Here is a 20,313-nt window from a genome sequence, read left to right on the forward strand (position 1 = left end):
AGGCCGGTACTATTATCGTTACCTCCGCCATGAAACAGGTGCTAAATCTTCTGAAGGGAAACCATGCGCCGGAACCGGGGTGATTTCTCCAGCATTTCCTCGTACGTCCCGATCGCACTGATCTGGCCTTTATCCAGCAGGTAGATCCGGTCGACATTCCGGATGGTGGAAAGCCGGTGGGCGATGATGATGATGGTGTACGACCCCATCAGCTTTTCGATATTTTCCTGAATGAACCGCTCGGTTTCGGAATCCAGGGCGGAGGTGGCTTCGTCCAGGATCAGGATGTCGGATTTTTTATAGAGTTCGCGGGCAATCGAGATCCGTTGTTTCTGACCGCCGGAGATCAGCATTCCGTTGTCGCCCAGTTGCGTGTGTTCCCCGTCGGGCTGGGTATTGATGTAGTCGGTCAGGGATGCCATTTCGACCACGTCCCAGAATCGTTTGACGTTTTCGGGAGTCCGGGGCGCCCAGAATGTGATGTTGTTGTAGATGTCGTCCCTGAAGATGACCGGCTCCTGCGAGATATACCCGATCCGGGAGCGGTAAGCGCTCAGGTTCAGCGCACTCAGGCTCTCGTCATCAATGCGAATGGTGCCCTGCTCGGGAGAGATCAGCCCCATGATCAGGCTGGCGAGGGTGGTTTTTCCGGAGCCGCTTTCACCGACGAACGCCACCGTGGAGCGGGTCGGAATCTGGAGCGAAATGTTGTCGAGGACTTTTTTCTTGCCGTAGGAGAAAGTCACGTTTTCGACCGCGACCCCTTTCCGGATCTCCTGCACCACGACCTTGCCCTGGCTTTCCCGGTTCGAATCCATTTCAATCTGGATCTTATCCAGCGCATCGATGGAGCCGACGTTCTGGATAAACCCCTGCCAGGTGGTCTGGATGCCCATCAGGTAACCCAGCGAACGATAAAGAAGCAGGATACTGAGCAGAATCGAACCCAGAGAACTGCCCATCCACCGCAGTTGAAACACGATGACGAAGACCACGATGATCACCACCATCGGCTCCCGGATGGCGGCCGTCAGCGCCTGATTGAAACCGATCCGGTGGTTCAGGCCTTCAATCTCGTTGATGATGTTTCGGATTTTCTTACCGAAATCAGGGAAGTGGTTGGTCGACTTCAGGTATTTGTAATTATGAATGGCCTGACCCAGCAGGGAATAGTAGACGTTTCCTTTGACCGAAATGTCCAGAGAAGAGCGTTTGACGTAGTCGAAGACGTTCTTAAAAAGGAAGTTGGAAAGCAGCACGCCTACGCCCACGAACATAGCGAACTTCCAGTTGGCAACCACCGCCAGGAAAATGTAGGTGATCAGCATGACGCCCCCCCGGGTGGAACTCAGAAAGAGGGTGATGGCCGTCAGTAATTTGCTGACCTCGGCGGTCAGGTTGTTCTGAATCCGGCCCGCATCCAGCTTCAGAAAGCCCTGGTAGCTCAGGTTCTCCAGCTTGTCGATCAGCCGGTACCTCAGTTGTTTGATGTACCGTCTTCTCAGGTTGACCTGCGACAGCAGGTGCCAGAAATTGATCACCCCCTTGAAAAGGATCAGCGTGACCATCATTCCAAGCACCGTGTAGACGTTCAGTTCCAGGTTCAGAAACTTCAGAACATCGACGACATACCGGAGCGAACCAATCGATTCCTGGTTCGCTTTCTGGGCATCGCCGTCGCTGACGTATTGCAGCAACGGGATGAACATAGCCAGACTCAGACCGTCGAGGAGGCTGGCCGTAAATCCGAGAAAGATGTTGAAAACCAGGCCAAACCCCATCGCCCTGTAAAAGAACTGGAGATACCCGACGAAGTTGTGCTTCAGTTTAGATTCCATTCCGGTGTGTTTATACCCCTCAATTGATTCGGTCGAATACCATTTCCCACATCTGATTGCTCAGCCCTTTCTGAATTTCGGACTGCTTCTTCAGCCGGGCGATAATGGCATTGCGGGATTTATCCTCCAGAATCAATCTGAGTTTTTCTTCCAGTTCCTCCTCCTTGATTTTGACATCCAGCAGGGCCTCCCGGAAATTGTAATCGTTCAGCAGCATTTCGTACTTGTGGCTCCAGCCGGTGGCCAGACAGGGAACGGCCTGCGACAGGGCACTCACCAGACCATGGAACCGGGACGTGATGACCGCCTTGCTCGCTCCGATCAGCCCTTTCACATGAATCGGGTCGTCTTCGATGACGATCTGGATTTTATCTTCCAGCATCTCGTTCGCCTTCTGGGCGATGTTGATGTCTTTTTTCCCTTCGTGAATCAGGAAGTAGGGTTTATGGCCCAGCTTCCGCACCAGCCCGACGATGGCCGGCAGCATGTTCAGGTAGGCTTCCCCTTCGTTGGCGGAGGTCTTCTCCAGCATTTTGCTGTTGGGAATAATGGCGACCTCGTGGACTTTGGGATCGAAGTAATCCGGCACCTTGCCCTTGACCAGGTTGGTGAAATCCGGCTTCTGAAAGATGTTTTTCGCGTCCGGGTTCAGCGACTTGATATACTTGTACGAGATCTCATCCCGGGCGAAAATCAGATCCGCGTTGGCGATGATGGTCTTCATTTTGGCCTTGAGCGGAGCGTTCGTAAACGGCCCGAGCGCCTGGGGCAGCAGAATGACCTTTTTCCCTTCCTTTTTCCAGCTTTCAATGTGGTTGGCAAGCCGTTCCCCGCTGTACTGCGCTCCCCACAGGTCGCCGAAGGCAAACCCGGAACCGTCGATCACCACGTCGATTTCCTGCGGTGCGATAAATCCGAATTTCCGCCGGAACGGGACCGGGAGAAAAGAAATCAGCTTTTCCTTCTTTCTACCGTAATTGACCTTGTAATAGATGTTGTTCTTCTTCAGTTTTTCCTGCGGAACCGTGTACCCCCGCTCCATGACGAATACCGCATCCGGACGTTTCTGCCGTACTTTCTGGAGGATGGCGTGCAGCATCAGCTCCGCTCCCTTGTTCTGAAATTCGACACCTCGTAATTCAATTACCATAGCGACTATCGGTTATAAATTCTGATTTGGTTTAATGAACGTTTCTCCGAAAAGGCCACCATCCCGTCGGGGTCCGGATAGCCGATTCCCATACACATCAGCGGGCGCTGGTGCTTCTGAAGCTTCAGGAAACTTTCCATTTTAAATTCGCGCTCCTCGATGTCGGGCCAGTTGATGGACACGCTGGAGATGCCCATCGTCTCGAGAGCGAGCATGAAGGACATGGACGCCAGGGAAGCATCGATGTAGATGACGTGCCGGTCCCGCTCATTGTAGTAGGCGTCCAGGTTACCGACCAGCACCACGAATACCGGGATGGAATGGCCGTAGCCCCGGGTACCCATCGGGAAATCGATCAGCTTTTTGACCATCTCCGGGTCGTCGAAAATGTGAAATTCGAACGGCTGGCGGTTGCAGGCGCTGGGCGACTGGTTGGCGGCCAGCACCGCCTTGTCGATCCGTTCGCGCTCGACGGGCTTGTCCAGAAACCACCGGACCGACCGTCTGTGGCGGGTCAGTTTATAAAACTCATCGAAGGTAATGCTGCTCTTGTGGGTATCCAGACGGCGGTAGGGCACCGATTTGACCGGCTCGGCCTCCAGCACCTCGACCGGCGCGTTGACCTTCTGGAGATATCGCTGATACTGCGTCTGGACGAAGGGATCGGTAGCGGCTTTGGCGAAATAATCCGATAATACATCCCTGAACCATTTCATCTGGGGGTTGGTCTCCAGTTGATTCCGGTCATAAAGATTCAAGAAATTATCGATCGTCTCTTTGATGTAATCCTTGGCGAAAACCGGCCTCTGGGGGCGCATCAAGAGCCCCTTTTCGATCCGGTGGATGTTTCGGACCAGCAGAAAGTAGTTCCCCTCCGTATTTTTCGACTCCCGAATGTGCTTGATCTTTCCGGACAGGACGGCCTGGTGTTCCCGGTCGAACGAGTGATCGAACAGGAAATAATACAGCGACGAAAGTCTGGAAGATCGATAGCAGAGGTGCGGCAGCTTGTCGTTTACAAGCACTTTCTTGTAGTGCTTGTACTTTTTATGAATTTTTCTGATCATAAGACTTTTCGGTTGAAAATGAAGTTGACTCGTCCATCCGTTACCGATCCCCCGGGAACTCCCGGCCGGAGCCGGGTGGTTAGTTTCCCTGCCAGATCAGCAAATGATGATGCGTCCTTAAATAGGCTTCGAGATCGTCGGGCGGGAGGATCGAAATCCGGACGTCTCTCTTGATCATCTTCTGTGCCTTTTCCACCAGATTCAGGATGTAGTTTTCGTTGAGCTTGTCACCCACCAGGATCAGTTCGATCGTCTGACTGTCGATTCCCCTGGCAAAATCACCAATCACGTAGGCCGACTTTAAATCACCGATCCGGCGTAAAACCTTTTCGATTATTTCATCGATCCCAACAAATTTTATCAGCAGATTATGAAGTTCATTATAGATGGAATGCCGGCTATTTGCCTGATAGATCTTCCGTTTTCCTTCGGTTTTTGAAACCAGCAATCCAGCTTCCTCGAATCGATTTAATTCGATGCGAATGGCATTACTCGACTCGCCAAATTCAGCTTCGAGCCCTCTTAGATAAGACTCGTTCTTTCCATTCAGGAAAAATTTTAAAAGCAGTTTTAAACGAGTTTTCGATGTAATAAGGGTTTCTAACATCTATCGGAAAGGCGGCCTTTTATTTACTATTATCCTTGATGAGTAACAAAACTACTCAATGCCGACCATAGAAACAAGCCCTTAAATCATATTTATATGCTACTTTCGGGGGAGGTTTTATCACTATTTTAACAAATTTGCGACAGACCTCATTTTAGGAAGAGAAAATGGGGATATTTTAAGAAGACCTTTTCCAGCAGGTCATCGGACAAAATCAATTTTGAATAATCTCTATCTGAATCAAATTTTAACATTTCTTCAAATCTTTCAGACTATTCCGAATAAAGTAATAAATAACTTTACCTCAAAACGAAAAATCTCCCTCATTCAGATTACATCAATCCCGGCTTTGTCAAAGTGAACATGGTTTTTTATAACCTCCTCCAGTTTCTGAACGAAGACCTCGTAATTCAACCGCTCATCAAATTCTTTTCGGGATGTAAAAGCCAGTGAACGGTACGCGTTTTTATCATTCCAGATTTGAATCCAGCGCTCCGCAAATTCCTCGACGGATTCACCGGTCCGGAGAAGCAGTCCGTTTCTGTATTCACGGATGATTTCCGGAATACCGCCCGTATCTCTCCCGAGGGCCGGCAGGCCGTAGGCGTTGGCTTCGCAGTACACACACCCGTAGCATTCCGCCAGCGACGGCAGCAGGACGGCATGGGACTCCCGAATCACGTTCTCCAGTTTCTCATTTTCAACCGGATTGCTCTTGTTGAAAAATCCTTTCACCTCCACAAAAGCCTGGTCTGCCGCGGCTACAAAGGGCTCGCAACCCACGGCGATCAGTTTACTTTTTACCCCCGCCCGATTTAAAATCCGGACGAAGGTCAGGGCGTCGGCCCACCCCTTCCGTTTATAGTCTTTTCCGAAAAACAGGAAGTTAAGCTGCCCGCTCCGGCTTCGTTTTTCAATAAATCCGTTCACTTCGTCCGCATCGGGAACCGTCAGCAGGTTGGCCCCAAGCGGGATGGTTTTTACCTTTCCGGGCTCGACACGGTAATCCGTCCGGGCACTTTCACTGGCCCATTCCGACGAAAAGACCGCCGACGCACACCGGTCCAGGGCCAGCTGGTACATCCGGTTTCCGTTCCGGATACTGCGGGCAGTCAGGTTCGTAAAGTCGGCGTAGTAATCCAGCAGGGAAGCGAAGGTCGTATCGTGAATAATGATGGAGGGGGTCCGGAAGGTCGTGTAGGCCAGAAAATCGCCGTGAATCACCAGAACCACATCCGGTTTTTTCTCCTCTACCTCCCGGTCGAACTGCGCACCGATCTGCTTCAGGATAGCAGGCTCGACACCCGACATAAACCACTTTTTCTGCAGCTTGCTGTGATACCGGCGGTACCAGTCGTAGTGCCATGGCTCCTTCGGACCCTCCAGGTTGATTTTGATGATCTCATGGCCCCGCCGTTTCAGATACTGAATGATATGGAAGGGAATGTTGGACCAGGTGGCCACGGAGCCGGGGTCTCCTTTGGCAGCGACGGCAATTTTCATAAGTCGTACTTTCGTTTATCGATGCCGCCCGTTTCAGGCCGGGCGTTCATACTGTAATTCAGGCACTTCAATCCGAAACAGCTTCAGGTAGGAACGAATCATCCGGTTCAGGCGAAACCGTTCGCAGTTGGCCAATCCGCTCCGGATCACCTCCTCCCGGTATTTTTCATCGCTAAGGGAAAGGAACGCATCCGCAAATGTCGTCGGATCGGCCGGGTCGGCGTGCAGGGCCGACCCTCCGCTGACTTCCATCAGAGGAGCGATGGTGCTGGCGATCACCGGCGTCCCGCAGGCCTGGGCTTCGATTACCGGCCAGCCGAAGCCCTCCGAAAACGAGGGAAAGACGAAGGCTTCGCAGGACGTATACAAAGCCTGAAGCGTCCGGTGGTCCGGCTTTATGACCTGGATGACCCGATCTTCCAGCCCCAGGCTCCGGGCGTGGGCCATCAGCGATTCTTCGACCGGCTGGCCGGCAAAACAGATTTTTCCGGCCCACCGGCTGCCCAGGCTGGCGGCCATGTCGAGCAGCAGTTTCCGGTTTTTCCGGGCGTGCCTGGACCCGACATGAAGCAGGAACGAGGCTTCGGGCGGGATACCGACCCGTTTCAGCAGCTCTCCCCTTTCGGGGTCGGCCACCGGCCCGAACTCAGCGTTGAACGCGTTATGGATGACCTGCCACTCCCCTCGTTCGATAGCCTCCCTACGGGCCAGTTCATCGAGTTGATCATAGGTAAAGCGGGAGACGGCGGCAATCCGGCGGGCCCGGCCGAGGTGGTGAAAAATCCATTTCTGGTAGATCATCCCGGTTCCCCAGGTGGGCGTTGCATAGGCATCCTGATGACCCAGGGCACCCCGGATGGCAATCACGTCGTGGCAGGTGATGCTGGTCTGCCCGGCGGGCAGGTGAGCCAGGTAGGGCGCATTCGAGTGGTCACAGACGTGGAACCGAACCTCCGTTTTTTTCAACCGGCCGTTCATCCGGCGCAGGCGAAGCAACACCGGAAAGATCAGCCATTTATCGAGGTAACCGATCCATTTCCCGAGCCCCGAACCCGTTGATTTCAGACGGGAGGCAAAAAAGACCCGGGGCCGCCAGATTTCGGATTCGATGCCGGCCTCGGTCAGCCCGGCATGCAGCATCTGGGCAAACCGCTCCATGCTTTCCAGGCGGTCGAGTGGATAATTACCGATGAGAATGACTTTCATATCGTGTATTTTCAAAAACTCAACCCCTCCGGGCGGTTCGCTTCGGGGTGTGGAAGGAAGCGATCAGAAGCCCGCCGATCATCACGCAGAATCCCAGCGCCGTCGGCTGCGAAAGCTGCCCCTGCGGGATGACCAGCAGGCCGAAACTCAGCAGCAGCCAGGGCAGCAGGTCACCGGCCCTCATTTTCTGGTAAGAGGCTATTGACATTTTAACGCAAAGGCTGATTCGGAGGAAAATAATGAAGATGCCGAGCAGCGGTCCCATCTCACCCACCAGCCGGCCCCATTCGCCTTCACTGATCAGATAATAGACGCCACCGGTCAGCAGCAGACTTCCCACGTTGGTGCCCAGACCCAGGCCGTACCCGAAAAACGGCTGCTTGCCGGACTCGCCCAGCGCCCCGATCAGACCGCCCAAATAGCGGTCGAGCAGCACCCCTTCCAGACCGCCCTCCACCTTGCTGGAGCTTTCGAAGCGGGTAAAAAACGCTTCGGTCGCCGTCTGGAAATAAGGCGTGAAACTCAAACCACCGATGGCGATGGCCATGATGATGCCCGCCAGCAGGAACTTCCCGAAAAATTCCGGTTTGTTCAGGGTGGAAAGCAGGGCAAACAGGACGGTGACGGCCACGCTGAAGAACAGGCCCCGGCTGATGGACAGCGGAATCGCCATGAGCAGGCAGGCGGTCGCAATGGACAGAACCAGTCGGTTCATACCTTTTCCACCCAGCCAGAAGTAGACGATGAAGGCGGCTGCGAAGCTATAAAACAGGGTGGTTCCGTTCGTGAAGGAAAACGTTCCGGGCGGTCGGTAGAAGCCCATAGCCCCCGCGAAACCAGCCCCTTCCATATCGCCACCGACGCCCCGGTTGACCCAGGCCGTCTGAGGACTATAAAACTGAAGTGCCAGGAGCACCGTCATCGGAATAGTGATCCAGAGCGTAATCTTTCCGATTTTTACGACGTCCTCGCGGTAGAAGATACGACCGATCACGAACATCAGGGGGAAGTGCAGCAGCAGAATCCGGGCGCCGAACAGGGCGACGAACATATTTCCGTGGCCGAGGGTGACGGCGGTCAGGATGCTGAAACAGGTGATGAAAACAAAGCCGTAGAGGTAGAAGGAGGAAGGGAGATAGCCCCTTTTCCAGGTCTGGTACAGAAGCCACAGGGCCACCGGGTCCCGGATGATCAGCAGCGGAGCCGATAAGCCGGGCAGTACCCATTTTCTCAGCGCTCCCTCGAAAATCAGGAGCAGGAAGTAGAGCCATATTCCATTTTTCAGGGACTGCGTCGCAACAGACTCCGCCTGGTGCCTGAGCCTATCCTGGTGATAGGAAACAACGGCTCTCCTTACACTAATACTTTCCATACCAAACCGGAATCAACCAACAAATGACTTTTGAAATACCAAACTTACTCAAGATTTCCAAGCTATTTCCCTTTACAAACTGGTTTTAACCAAAATCTTAGGGTACGGGCCGAACGTAAAGTAATTGTTAAATTTCATCCGGAATTATCTACATTCAATCGCTTATTTTATTGCCGAAATCTGGTTCGCCCGGCCGCATAAAAATCCGTTTCAACCTTCTAAAATAAACCGAAAGATAGATACATCTTACTTTACATACAGGATTTAAAGGCAATAGGCTTAAGGGTTCGTCAGTCGCCAGATCCTGCTATAAGGGCTAGGTAATGAACCTATTAGAACACATACCCTCAATCCAAAACGCGACTTTAAAAAGAGTATAACCATTTTTTAAAAAGGATACCGGCCTCAAAACGGATGAATTTTTCCCGGCATTAAACCCCCGATTAATTACGATAAACTATTCAGAAACTTCCCATCAAAAACCGATTTCAATTGCTTCATTGAAAGAAAATTTCACAATTCTTTGATACGAACCAGCCCCGTTTTATTCATAAAACCATTCAGGACTTATTTAATATCAATAAAAATTGTAATTAAAAGAAGAGTCCGAATCATCATCAGGCGAAAGGACCGGTGGGGAAACGGTTCCAGGAGGCCCCGTTTTTCATCCCGTCCGGGCCCTCACTGGGGTTTGACCACTTTGGCGGTAATGATGACCTGGTAGTGCGGGTCGGTCCAGTCGAGTTCATATTTGGTCACTTCCGAAACGCCCATGCCGTACAGGAAAGCGGTGGCGATGAACACGTTTCCGTGGGTTTTGATCTCGATCTGGTTTTTCGGAAACACCTCCGAAAGCAGCCGCTGCAGTGACCCGGAAGTAAACGACCAGAGCCAGTTCTCGTTCCACTCGTCGTGGTCGATGTGGCTGATGCCCGGAACGGTCAGCAGCAGGACCCCGCCCGGTTTCAGAATCCGCATACAGGTGTCGACGGCCCCCTTCATGTTGTAGATCAGGTGCAGGGTCTGCGTCAGAATGATGCAGTCGAAGAGATTGTCGGGTATCTGCGGAGCGTCGCTGAGGTCGCCCACGAAGGTCGCCAGCGGGTTCTCGCTGTGGACGTGGAGGACGTCGCTCTTTTCCACCCGGTCTCCGCCGAACTGCATCGTGTAGGAATTGTCTCCGATTTCCAGCACCCGCCCTTTGATCAGGTCGGCGTGCCGTCGGAGGAAGTTCTCGATGTAATACCGGTCGACCGGCCCGCCCCGGTCATACCCGAATTCCGTACTGAAGGGACGTACCCGCCGGAAATCGCCGGTCGCCACTTTTCCGACGGCCGGGATAAAACTGGGGAAAAATTTGGCCTGGTGGAGCCAGCGCTGCCCGAAAGTCGGGACCACTTTTTTAACGATATTGATCAGTTCTCTCATGCCTCGGTAGCGGTAGTACAGAAATGGTTGGTGTTTTTTAAGCGTTTTTCGGGCCACTTCGCGCGGGATCATCCTGGGGGAATCGGAATCATAGCGAAGCCGTTTCAGCAGTTCCCATCCGAAGTAATCGCTCCAGAACTTATGGCCCTTTTTGTAGGCTTTCCGTTCGGCTTCGGATTTCAGGTCTTTTTCCTGCCGGGTGAGTGCCTTTTTGGCCATTTCCAGCATTACCGGCGTGTTGGCCGACATGTTGCTGGTATGGAGCCGGTAGGCCGCCAGCTGGTGCGTATGGTGGATGACCGGATAGTTCCGCGTGATCTGCAGGTAGATATCATAGTCTTCGCAGGACCTCAGAGACGGGTCATACCGGAACGTATCGAACAGCCACCGGCGGTACATGACCGTCGCGTGCATGCCGATGTAATTGCTTTCCAGCATCCGCAGGTAATGTTCCCCTTCGATCGGCGTTTCCACCGCGTACAGGATGGTGTTGTTCCGGTCCACCATCCGGTATCCTCCCGACACGAACACGGCGTCCGGGTTCTCGGTCAACTCGCCGACGTTGTATTCGATGGCGTCCGGAAACAGCCAGTCGTCGGCGTCCAGGAAAACCACAAATTCGCCGGTGCTGTGGGCGGCTCCCGTGTTGCGGGCCGCCGATAGCCCCTGGTTCTCCTGGTATACGTACCGGACTTCGGGATACGCCCCGGCCACCTCCCGCGTGTGGTCGGTGGAACCGTCGTCGACCACGATGATTTCGATGGGAGACCAGGTCTGAAACCGGACACTGTCGATGGCTTCGCCTAAAAACCTTCCATGGTTGTAACAGGTAATGACCACCGAAACCAGACCCGGTTCAGGTTCCTCGATCATTCTTCCGTCTTCCTTTGCCTTGTAGCTTTGCATGAGCGTAGATTCATTTATCGGGAAACAGGACGGACCGCCCTCGCCACCTGATTTTCCTCAATCTGGATCAATCGAACCGGCAAAAGGTCGGTGGGCCGGATGGCTCCCATCCATTTACCTTCGAAATCCATCTCCCTGGCCCGGTGGTCTTCCACGGTAAAGGTGATGGCATTCCGATGGTAATACATCTCTTCCCACTTGTCGCTGTAGACGATCAGGGAGATGTAGTAGGAACCGTCGTTCAGGAAGTTTCCGGGGATGGCGCACTCGCCCTCGATCAACCCTTTTTCGTATTTCTCGAAGGGCGACATGACGTCGAGTACCACATCCCCCTCCGCCGTGAACAGGTGCAGGCCCGTCAACAGCCGCAGGTTGTCCTCCAGGAGCCAGAGCTGGAACCGGATGGTCAGTGGCGTGCGGACGTCGATCGGGGCCAGGGGTTTTTCCAGCTGCGGGACCAGCTCGACCAGTTTGATGCGGACCGTTTCACTGCCGGGCGCATCCCGCGGCCGGCCCCAGGCCTGACGGAGGGAATCGGCCTGGGCCATGCCCGTCGGCTGGTACTGGTTGATGATGGCCTGAACCGGTCCCATCGCCCGGACCGAACCGTGGTCCAGCCAGAGCGCTTTCTGACACAGATGGGTGACGGCCTGGGCGTTATGACTGACGAAGAGGATCGTCCGGTCGTCCTGCTGGGCGAACTCCTGGATCTTAGCGATACATTTCCGCTGAAACTGGGCATCTCCCACCGACAGCACCTCGTCGAGGACCATGATGTCGGCATCGAGGTGGGCGGCCACCGAGAACGCCAGCCGGACGTACATGCCCGACGAATACCGCTTGACCGGGGTGTTGATGAACGGGCCGATGCCCGAAAACTCGACGATCTCGTCGTACCGTTTCAGGATTTCGTGCTTTTTCATCCCGAGCACGTAGCCGCTCAGGAAGATATTCTCCTTCCCGGAAAGCTCGTCGTGAAAACCGGCTCCGACCTCCAGCAGACTGCTGACCCGGCCTTTGCCGTGCACGACCCCGGAGGTGGGCAGGATGATGCGGGAAATGATTTTGAGCAGGGTGGACTTGCCGGAGCCGTTATCTCCGACGATGCCCCACACCTCGCCCCGTTTCACATCAAAGCTGACTTTGTTGAGCGCCCAGATGTGCGTCTGTTCAGCCGGTTGTTCGGCCAACGCCGGAGCATCGGGTCCGAAAGGGTCATAATCATACTCCTCGTCATCTCCTTCATCCGGAAGCACCGGGTCCTGAAAGTAGGGATCATCCTTCTTCAGAATGCTGATGTTCCACCAGCGCTGAAGGTCTTTTTTGAAGGATCCTGTTCCAGTCGCACCCAGCTGATACAGCTTAGACACATTTTCAATCTGAATAACTGTGTCACTCATAATGCAAAATTTAGATCGTATCCATCACGATTTCCTTTTTCTTGTTGAAGAGCAGAATACCCAGCAGCAGAAGGGAAAAAGTGACGAAGAAACTGTAGAATACCTGAAGTGTCGTGAATGTACCCTGACCGAACAGCGCGTAGCGGAAAAGCTCGAACATGGAGGTCAGGGGATTTAACAGAACCACCCACTGAACACGTTTGGAAACGATTTCCAGCGGGTAGAACACCGGCGTTACGAACAGCAGCATCCGCATCACCAGAACGATGATGTTCAGCAGATCCCGGTATTTGGCCGTCGCGACGGCCACCAGCAACCCCAGACCCATGCCCAGACCCGTAATACCGAGCAGGACGATGGGTATGAAAAGGATGGATGCGTTCAGCGCCACCGGGAGGTCGAAGAACACGTAGAAGATCACCAGACCCGCGATCAGCAGGGTCATCTGAAAAAACAGCCGGATGAGTTGCGAACTGATCCAGGCCAGGGGCATCACCAATCGTGGAAAATACACCTTACTGAACAGGTCGGCATTGTCGGTGAAGGTGGAGGAGACCCCCGTGAACACGTCGTTGAACAGCCCCCACAGAATCGTTCCGGACAGATAAAACAGGGCCGGCGGAATCTCACCGGTCGAAATCCGGATGAAATTACCGAAAACCAGCACGTAGGTCGCCACCGTCAGGATGGGCTGGACCAGCGACCACAACGGCCCGAGCAGCGTCTGCTGGTAGCTGACCAGGTAATCGCGCCGGATCAACCGGAAGAGCAGGCTCCGGTAGGCCCAGAGCTCCATGAGGTTGAAGTTTTTCCAGGTCGTTTTCGAAGTAATCTCCCACTCCCACTTCTCTCCGGAAGCAACGTCATTTCTCATCCTGAAGCGGTATAAATGTCTGAAAAGGAATTTGATACTGACTTTAAAGAAAAGCTTGACGATGGTCAGGTACACGACGTACCCGGAATACAGCCGGAAGGCGAAATAGATGGAGGAGCACAGGTTCCGGAAATTGCCGCTGTGGTTCCACCGCTGAAAGGCGATGTTCAGTCCGTAGAGCGCGTAGTATTTCCGGGAAATCCTGGTAATCCGGTCTTTCCGGTCGGTTGGGAGGTAGTCGTGAATCCGGTCGATGACCTCCTTCAGGTCCTGCAACGCCTGCCCGGTGGCCTGTTTCTGGCTGGAAATCGAGCTGCTGTGTCCCCGGTATTCGGCCAGCACCTGGGGCGTATAGGCGGTTTGATAGTCCCGGGCGATCCGGACCCACATCTCCCAGTCTTCNCCCGTAGGTAACCCCGTAAAAAGAACCCAGCTTTTCGTACACCGACCGCTTCACGACCATGCAGGCATACTGAATCCGCTGCACCTCCCCGATCCGCAGGAGCCAGTCGTTCAGGATTCCTTCGCGCTTCATCTCCGGCTTTTTGCTCTTGATGAATTTGCCCTCGAAGTCGATATGGGCGCAGCGGCAGAAGGCGGCCCCGACGTCGGGATACCGCTGGAACAGGTCCGTCAGCTTGGCATAGAACCCCATCCGGACCCGGTCGTCGCCGTGGAGCAGGTGAACGAGCTTGCCCTGCGCCCGATTGATGCAGGTTTCGAAATTCCGGATGCTGCCCATGTTGTAGGGCTGCCGGTAATACTTGACCCGCCCGTTTCCGATCTGGTACACCAGCGCTTCCACGTCGGCGTCCGTGCTGGCGTCGTCCACCACCTCGATCTGCATTTTTCCCGGACCCATATCCTGGGCCAGGACCGACTCCAGCGTTTCCACCAGAAACTCCGAACAGTTATATACCGGGATCATCACCGACCACAACGGCCGGTCTTCATAATCAGCTATCGGGGCAATGGAAGGGGCCGTTTTAGGAATACGCTCCACGGATTGAGCATCGGGTATCTCAATGGAATTCAAAACAACATGATTTGTAACGGTCGTCAGCATATTCGCTTTGTTCGCCTTGGAAAGCAGTCCATCGATACGATTGTTGTGCGTAACCGGAGGCCGAATCGTTCAGCCAGGGCTGGTTCAAACCAGGCCGGCCGAAGTCGTTCGGGGTCCGGAAAGGACCGTGACGCTACGGCTGCGACATGGTATTTCGTAACTGAGCGATGAAGTCCGTAAACGGCTTGAGCTTCATCATATGCTCCTCGAACTGCCTCTGGCTCATCATGAGATCCTGAGGATAGGGATTGGCCGCCACCGTATCGAAGGGGTTATCCATCCTTAAATCATAATCGATCCGGTAGCGAATCGTCTTGTCGGGGCTGACGATGGAAAGATTCGTCAGCCGGTAGGAATAGGCCCCGTCCCGGATTCTGATCTCGATCGGTGCCTCATAATCCATCCCGACGGTTTTCATGCTGACCAGCCCTTTGATCACGCCTTTTCCGACCAGCACCCCTTTGGCCCGGTCATCGACCAGCAGCGCTTCCTCGCCGTTCAGAAAATAGGACCGGATAAACTTTTTGCCGCGTTCGTACAATTGCCCCGTCGTCATTCCCTCGGCCTTCACCTGACCGGAACAAACGATCTCCCCCGACGCGTGGTCGATCGTATACGGCATATCGGCCAGCGAATACCGCTTGCGATGGAGGTAATACACCGACAGGATGACGATGGCCAGAAAGGCCGTTAAAAACAGACGCTGATTCATAGGTCAAGACGATTTTTCCTCGCATGTAAATCAATAGGTACCGGTTTCATTACCAACCCCTTGGGTAATGATCAGGCTTTTACCACGGCCCGCCGTACCGCAGCGGGTTTGTGCTTGAAGTTCATAAACGGTTTTTCGATCAGGTTCCAGCTCAGGGCGGCCGCCGGGACGATGAGGGCCATTGAGACGAAGAACGTCCCGAGGTTGGTCAGCACGTGGCCGAAATAAAGCAGAACGAGCTGCTGGATCGGCCAGCTGTACAGATACATTCCGTAGGTAAAGTCCCCGTGACGGGCCATGCCCGACAGCCGGATTTTCCGGGAGAAAGCGACGTACAGCAGGATGTACGTACCGAACACCGGCTGCGTCAGTTCGAACACCCGGAACCACCGGATCGAAAGCAGCATCACTACAACCGAAATCGCCAGCAGCACCCGGGATTTGGGAATGTAGTTCCGGAACGTGTAAAAGAACACCCCGGCCACGAAGTACAGGAAATAATGCTCGAACTGGAGCAGATCCTCGAAGTAGGCCGGCGGAAAATACGGTATCCAGGCATAATCGTAATTATCGCCCATGTTATAGGCTTCGAAAATGTCCTTATGCAGGAAATTGACGAAATACACGGCGAGGAACAGACAGACCACGAACCGCTTGTTGCCCAGCAGCCCAAGCACGCCGAGAAAGATGATGACCAGGTAATAATAGACCTCGTACAGGACCGACCAGAGCGACGCATTGACGATGTTGGACGCCGGCAGGGACGTAAACGTTTCGGGGACGGGCGGATAGGCCAGGGTGAAGGCCGACGATAGCACCGACAGCAGATCGGCCTTCGACCAGAACTCCTGCACCTCGGCAAACGACGGGAACGCCCTCAGCCCGAGCGGACCGATCACGTACACGCAGGCCAGCGAAACCATCACATAGGCCGGAAAAACCCGCAGGATGCGCCGGACGACGAAGTCCATCCAGGTCTTGCTGTAAAACCAGCTCTGGGTGATCAGCAGCCCGCTGATCACGAAGAAAAAGTTCAGCGCCGGCGAGCCGACCGTGATCTGCCCCAGCGAAAAGGCCGTCAGTGGTTCCATTTCGTCCGGGTTTTCCGACGAGATGTAGTAAATGACGTAACTGTGGGTGAAGATGACGGCGGTGATCATCAGACACCGCAGAAAATAGAAGTTGTTGTCCTGACGGACGCTTTCGTCGAATACCGGAACGATCCGGCCTTCGTAACGGCCGAAAAATGCGCCGATGTTCAGCCGCTTCAGCTTCAGGAACTGTTTTTCCACCAGGTGCCAGCTCAGCACCGCAAACGGGAACACCAGCAGCATCGAGACGATGATCGTCCCGGCCAGACTCAGCCGGTCACCGAAGTACAGCATCACCAGTTGCTGGACCGGCCAGCCGTAGAGGTAAATCCCGTAGGAGAAGTCGCCGTATTTCGCGAAGCGGTGGAAACGGAACCGCTTGCTGAAGATGAAACTGAACAGCAGGTAGGAGCCGAAAATGCCCTGCGCCAGTTCGAATCCCTTCAGCCAGCGCAGCGTGACGACCAGCACCACCGCCGACAGGATCACCAGCGCCCGCGATTTGGGAATGTAGTTCCGGTAATAGTAAAAACAGATTCCGGCCGTGAAGAAATACAGGAAATGCTCCAGGTTGAGCAGACGTTCCATCCAATCGTAGTCGAGCAGGCTGGTTTCCCAGACCACGATGCCTTCCTGGTTATAGGCCTCGTAGGCCCGGAAGTGCCAGAGGTTCAGCCCGGCCACGACGGCGAAGATCGCCAGCGGCACGAACCGCTTCCGGAAAAGGCCCAGCAAACCGACCGCCAGCACCAGCAGGTAACACAGGAATTCGTACCAGATCGTCCAGATCGACGTGTTGACGTCGTTGGGGCAGGGCAGAGTCTGGAAGGTATCCGGCAGGACGGGCGGGTAAAGCTTGGCGATGGAATAAATCAGATACCGGACGTTGGTATCTTTCCAGTAGGTCAGGAAGTCGGGGGTGAAGCGGGAGAGGGTCGTGGTGCCCAGCGGCCCGAACAGCAGCGCCCCGGCGATGCACACGACGGCAAAACCGGGGTAGATGCGCAGGGCGCGTTTGATCAGGAAGTCGAAGCCGCCCCGGCTGACAAGAAAACTCTTCGTCACCAGAAACCCGCTGATGACGAAGAAGAAGTTCAGCGCCATCGTCCCTACTCCCAGCTGCTGATGGGAAAACCGCCAGAGTGGTTCCTGGTCGATCTTCCCGTAATAGATCACGAAACCGTGGGTGAAGATGACCGACAGTGCCAGCAGAAATCGAACCAGATCGAAGTTATTTCTATGGTTGACACTATCCGAGTATAATTTTTCCATAGCCGGTCCTTTACGTGAGGGCCATCCATTGGATGACCGTTACTTTTCTTTTACCTGGATGCGGATTTCCTTGAAGATGGTTTCTCCCCGGTCGTTGCGCGAGGAGGCCCGGATGAAAACCGGCCGGCGACGGTCCACGACGGTCGTGTCGGCCACGAAAACGGCTGAAGCCGTTCCCTTGTCGTCGGAAAGGTTGTTGGCCAGGTTTTTCAGCAGGTCCACGGTTTTTTTGCTGCCGTCGATGTCCTGGTAGGCCTCATAGTTGATCCGGGTTCCGATGCTGACCTTCCCGACGTTCCGAACCAGGAACGCCTTCAGCGGGGTCTGCGAATTGGGCCGGACGAACGAGCTGTCGGCCTCCAGGAAGATGTTATCCGGGTTGGCCCGCCGGGGCGTGAACTGGACCAGCTTGAAAGCCGGTGTGTTTTCGGCGACGTAGGCCTTGATGATATAAGGCTCGACCAGCAGGCCCACCCGCAGGAAGGCCTGGCCCCGGCCGGCGCCGTCCAGCTGGACAACGATCGGCTTGGTCTCCGTGACGGTCCCCAGGTTGGTGCCGTCGCTCAGGGTGCCGGCGTTGTTGGCCAGTACGAGCTGCCGGGCGACCGGGTATTTGAGCGCCAGGTCGATCTTCAGCAGCGATTCGCCGTCCGCCCGGACGGTATCGGTGCCGGGAATGCTGATCTGGATGGTATCCGGAACGACCGGAATTACCGGCGCCACCGAATCCTGAAGCGTAACCTGCAGCTGGTCGCTGAAGGTGTTGATGCCGCTGCCGATGGTGGCCGAGATGAAGTAGCTGCCGCCGACGGCCGGGACGATCCAGTCGACGATGCCCTCCCCTTTCTCGTTCACCCGGACCAGCTGCACGTTCGCGCTGTCGGTATTGGCAAAGATGCCGCCCGAGCATTTGAAGGCAACGATGCTGTACTCTTCACTGACCGATTCGCTGACCCTGGCCACAAACCGGTAGGACGATTTACCGTTGGCCACCGCATTCGGCGGCACGTTGGAAGAAAGCCGGATAATGGGTGACGGCGTTTCCTGCAGCGTTTTGCAACAGTAAAAGAGAGAGACACAGATTAAAAGTATTCCTGCTTTACTAATGGTGTTCATAACCGGCAATTTTTCTACTTGGTATTCTCAGCGTTTGCATTCATTTCCGATCCAAACTTGGATACTTCACCTGACCGGGTTGGCCCGGCCCGGCATCAGGGCTCTCTCCGCATGGCAAAAGGCCGGGCGACATTGATGTCGCAGGAGACGCTCAGCCCGAACAGGGGTTTCAATCTCGACTGGCTTACGGTCGGATTGATGTTCCGCAGATTGACAAACATGGCGTTCAGGCCGATATTGGTGACCCGGTTGAGACGGAAACCGACCCCGGTCACGAAATTGCCGACAAAGCCCAGCGAATTTTCATACCGATAAGTATCGAAGCCGCCCAGCACCTGCGCCAGTCCCACGTGCAGATGCAGGGACTTGTAAAACCGGTAGGGCCATCTGAAGCTATTCAGCGGCACGCGTTTATTGACCGGTGAGAAGTAGATGTTGATTCCCTCCTGTACGCCGATATAGGTATTGTTGCCGATCGGCCCGTCCTGATTCTTATAGGGATTAAAGGCGACCATCAGGCCCAGGTCCAGCCCGACGTAAGGGCCCGTCTTTGATTCGGCGTCGAACTCGGCCACACTCGACAGGACGTAGCTCTCGTTGACGAACGCGTTCACCAGCACCTGGGCCATCTCGGTCTTAAGCTGCTGAAGGCTCTGCCCGGCGGCCGCGATCCCTTTCTGGAAGGCGGCAATCTGGTTCAGCGATTCGATGATGCCGCCGATGGCGCTCACCTCCGAGGCCGTGAAGACGCGGCTGTTGTCCTGTTTGGTGAATTCATCCTTCCTCAGCACGTTGAGGAGGTCCACTACCTCTTCGATGCTGCCCGTCCTGGTATCGCCGGTGGTGTCGCTGGTCATGGCTTCCTCCAGCGCCTGCTGCTTCAGAGCCGGCAGGTTGGTAAGCTGGGTTTGAAGAAACGCCAGTTGCTGCGGCACGCTCCGCGACTGATCCGAGTTGGATTTGATCGTCAGGGCGACCGCCTGACGGGCGTAGTTCGACAGCCGGATCACCCCGGAGTTGATTTCCGAAAGCCGGGGCAGAACGGCGCTGATGTTATTGAACAGGCCGCTGTTCCCCTCCGAACTGAACAACTGATCCAGCTTGCCGAGGTTGTCGGACTGCTCTTGGTGGGAAACCAGAAAACGGTACGAAAACAGGTTCAGGTCTTTTTTATAATTCGCAATCGAGAACGGTTCGCTGTTGCCGTCGACGAGCTTGTCGTCGGCAATGACCTCCGTCGAAATCTTGATCAGGTTGTCGTTCACGGCGGAAATCTCCTGGATGTTGACCGCCCTGGGGTCCTGAAACAGCTTGGTCAGCTCCCGGTCGACCTCCTGGCGAAGGAACCGGATCTTCAGTTCGGGCAGGTTATTTCGGGTCAGAGTGATGAAACGAAATTTATAGGGAGTGTTCGGCCGCAGCGGTCCGATGTTGGCAATCATGAATTCCGTTTCCCCGTTTTTAACCCAATAATCCTGCGTATATTCCAGAACGGGGTCGGTTTTATACTTCTCGTTGAACCGGGTTGAATTCCTGAAATAACTTTTATCCTTCTCCTTATTTAAAGGCCCATACTTCAGGATAACCTTTTTGGTAGAGTAAGTTAAATCTCCCTTGATATTAAACGGCTCGTCAAATGGTAATGATGTTTTAAACGCCCCACTCCGAACATCGATCTCCACCGTCGGGATGACCAGATTCTGAG

At 54.5% G+C, this 20,313-nt stretch carries 14 protein-coding genes and 1 pseudogene; all 15 read right to left on the reverse strand.

All coding sequences use genetic code 11. The features are described from left to right. Positions 1–41: 41 nt before the first annotated feature. On the reverse strand, positions 42–1,838 hold the full coding sequence (locus tag DX909_RS01685) for an ABC transporter ATP-binding protein (protein ID WP_128543321.1): 1,797 nt from the start codon (positions 1,836–1,838) through the stop codon (positions 42–44). A gap of 19 nt (positions 1,839–1,857) precedes the next feature. Beyond that, positions 1,858–2,988: a polysaccharide pyruvyl transferase family protein gene (locus DX909_RS01690; protein ID WP_128543322.1), complete on the reverse strand. Its 1,131-nt coding sequence runs from the start codon at positions 2,986–2,988 to the stop codon at positions 1,858–1,860. A gap of 5 nt (positions 2,989–2,993) precedes the next feature. Continuing rightward, positions 2,994–4,055 carry a nitroreductase family protein gene (locus tag DX909_RS01695; protein WP_128543323.1) on the reverse strand — a complete coding sequence of 354 codons (1,062 nt, stop codon included), beginning with the start codon at positions 4,053–4,055 and terminating at the stop codon, positions 2,994–2,996. Between the two features lie 79 nt (positions 4,056–4,134). Next, positions 4,135–4,662 (reverse strand): helix-turn-helix domain-containing protein, encoded by a 528-nt coding sequence (locus DX909_RS01700; RefSeq protein WP_128543324.1) that lies wholly within the window; start codon positions 4,660–4,662, stop codon positions 4,135–4,137. 327 nt (positions 4,663–4,989) lie between these two features. Continuing rightward, positions 4,990–6,165 carry a glycosyltransferase family 4 protein gene (locus DX909_RS01705; protein WP_128543325.1) on the reverse strand — a complete coding sequence of 392 codons (1,176 nt, stop codon included), beginning with the start codon at positions 6,163–6,165 and terminating at the stop codon, positions 4,990–4,992. 33 nt (positions 6,166–6,198) lie between these two features. Further along, positions 6,199–7,371: a glycosyltransferase family 4 protein gene (locus DX909_RS01710; protein WP_128543326.1), complete on the reverse strand. Its 1,173-nt coding sequence runs from the start codon at positions 7,369–7,371 to the stop codon at positions 6,199–6,201. A 19-nt stretch (positions 7,372–7,390) separates the two neighbouring features. Further along, positions 7,391–8,743, reverse strand: coding sequence for a hypothetical protein (locus tag DX909_RS01715; protein ID WP_229310910.1), 1,353 nt, complete (start codon positions 8,741–8,743; stop codon positions 7,391–7,393). Between the two features lie 681 nt (positions 8,744–9,424). Beyond that, complete coding sequence (locus DX909_RS01720) at positions 9,425–11,077, reverse strand: glycosyltransferase (RefSeq protein WP_206512953.1); 1,653 nt, start codon at positions 11,075–11,077, stop codon at positions 9,425–9,427. A gap of 14 nt (positions 11,078–11,091) precedes the next feature. Further along, the gene (locus DX909_RS01725; RefSeq protein WP_128543327.1) at positions 11,092–12,477 is read right to left on the reverse strand and encodes an ABC transporter ATP-binding protein; all 1,386 of its coding nucleotides are present in this window, start codon (positions 12,475–12,477) and stop codon (positions 11,092–11,094) included. A gap of 10 nt (positions 12,478–12,487) precedes the next feature. Beyond that, the coding region (locus DX909_RS01730; RefSeq protein ID WP_229310911.1) for an ABC transporter permease at positions 12,488–13,753 on the reverse strand (1,266 nt) is incomplete at its 5' end. A gap of 1 nt (position 13,754) precedes the next feature. Further along, positions 13,755–14,417, reverse strand: a pseudogene (locus DX909_RS29865) (glycosyltransferase family 2 protein); the annotation flags it as partial. A 133-nt stretch (positions 14,418–14,550) separates the two neighbouring features. Continuing rightward, a complete protein-coding gene (locus DX909_RS01740) occupies positions 14,551–15,129 on the reverse strand; it encodes a DUF4468 domain-containing protein (protein WP_128543328.1) in 579 nt (192 codons plus the stop codon). 71 nt (positions 15,130–15,200) lie between these two features. Then, complete coding sequence (locus tag DX909_RS01745) at positions 15,201–17,492, reverse strand: acyltransferase family protein (protein ID WP_128543329.1); 2,292 nt, start codon at positions 17,490–17,492, stop codon at positions 15,201–15,203. 39 nt (positions 17,493–17,531) lie between these two features. Then, positions 17,532–18,608 (reverse strand): hypothetical protein, encoded by a 1,077-nt coding sequence (locus tag DX909_RS01750; protein ID WP_128543330.1) that lies wholly within the window; start codon positions 18,606–18,608, stop codon positions 17,532–17,534. Positions 18,609–18,703: 95 nt separating this feature from the next. Further along, positions 18,704–20,050, reverse strand: coding sequence for a hypothetical protein (locus DX909_RS01755; RefSeq protein WP_128543331.1), 1,347 nt, complete (start codon positions 20,048–20,050; stop codon positions 18,704–18,706). Positions 20,051–20,313: the final 263 nt, after the last annotated feature.

This window comes from Larkinella soli (assembly GCF_003703975.1).
GTDB classification, from domain to species: Bacteria; Bacteroidota; Bacteroidia; order Cytophagales; family Spirosomataceae; genus Larkinella; species Larkinella soli.

Coding starts and splice junctions, on each gene's coding strand:
- DX909_RS01685 (WP_128543321.1), bottom strand. CDS start 1,838: ATGGAATCTAAACTGAAGCACAACTTCGTCGGGTATCTCCAGTTCTTT.
- DX909_RS01690 (WP_128543322.1), bottom strand. CDS start 2,988: ATGGTAATTGAATTACGAGGTGTCGAATTTCAGAACAAGGGAGCGGAG.
- DX909_RS01695 (WP_128543323.1), bottom strand. CDS start 4,055: ATGATCAGAAAAATTCATAAAAAGTACAAGCACTACAAGAAAGTGCTT.
- DX909_RS01700 (WP_128543324.1), bottom strand. CDS start 4,662: ATGTTAGAAACCCTTATTACATCGAAAACTCGTTTAAAACTGCTTTTA.
- DX909_RS01705 (WP_128543325.1), bottom strand. CDS start 6,165: ATGAAAATTGCCGTCGCTGCCAAAGGAGACCCCGGCTCCGTGGCCACC.
- DX909_RS01710 (WP_128543326.1), bottom strand. CDS start 7,371: ATGAAAGTCATTCTCATCGGTAATTATCCACTCGACCGCCTGGAAAGC.
- DX909_RS01715 (WP_229310910.1), bottom strand. CDS start 8,743: ATGGAAAGTATTAGTGTAAGGAGAGCCGTTGTTTCCTATCACCAGGAT.
- DX909_RS01720 (WP_206512953.1), bottom strand. CDS start 11,077: ATGCAAAGCTACAAGGCAAAGGAAGACGGAAGAATGATCGAGGAACCT.
- DX909_RS01725 (WP_128543327.1), bottom strand. CDS start 12,477: ATGAGTGACACAGTTATTCAGATTGAAAATGTGTCTAAGCTGTATCAG.
- DX909_RS01740 (WP_128543328.1), bottom strand. CDS start 15,129: ATGAATCAGCGTCTGTTTTTAACGGCCTTTCTGGCCATCGTCATCCTG.
- DX909_RS01745 (WP_128543329.1), bottom strand. CDS start 17,492: ATGGAAAAATTATACTCGGATAGTGTCAACCATAGAAATAACTTCGAT.
- DX909_RS01750 (WP_128543330.1), bottom strand. CDS start 18,608: ATGAACACCATTAGTAAAGCAGGAATACTTTTAATCTGTGTCTCTCTC.
- DX909_RS01755 (WP_128543331.1), bottom strand. CDS start 20,050: ATGATTGCCAACATCGGACCGCTGCGGCCGAACACTCCCTATAAATTT.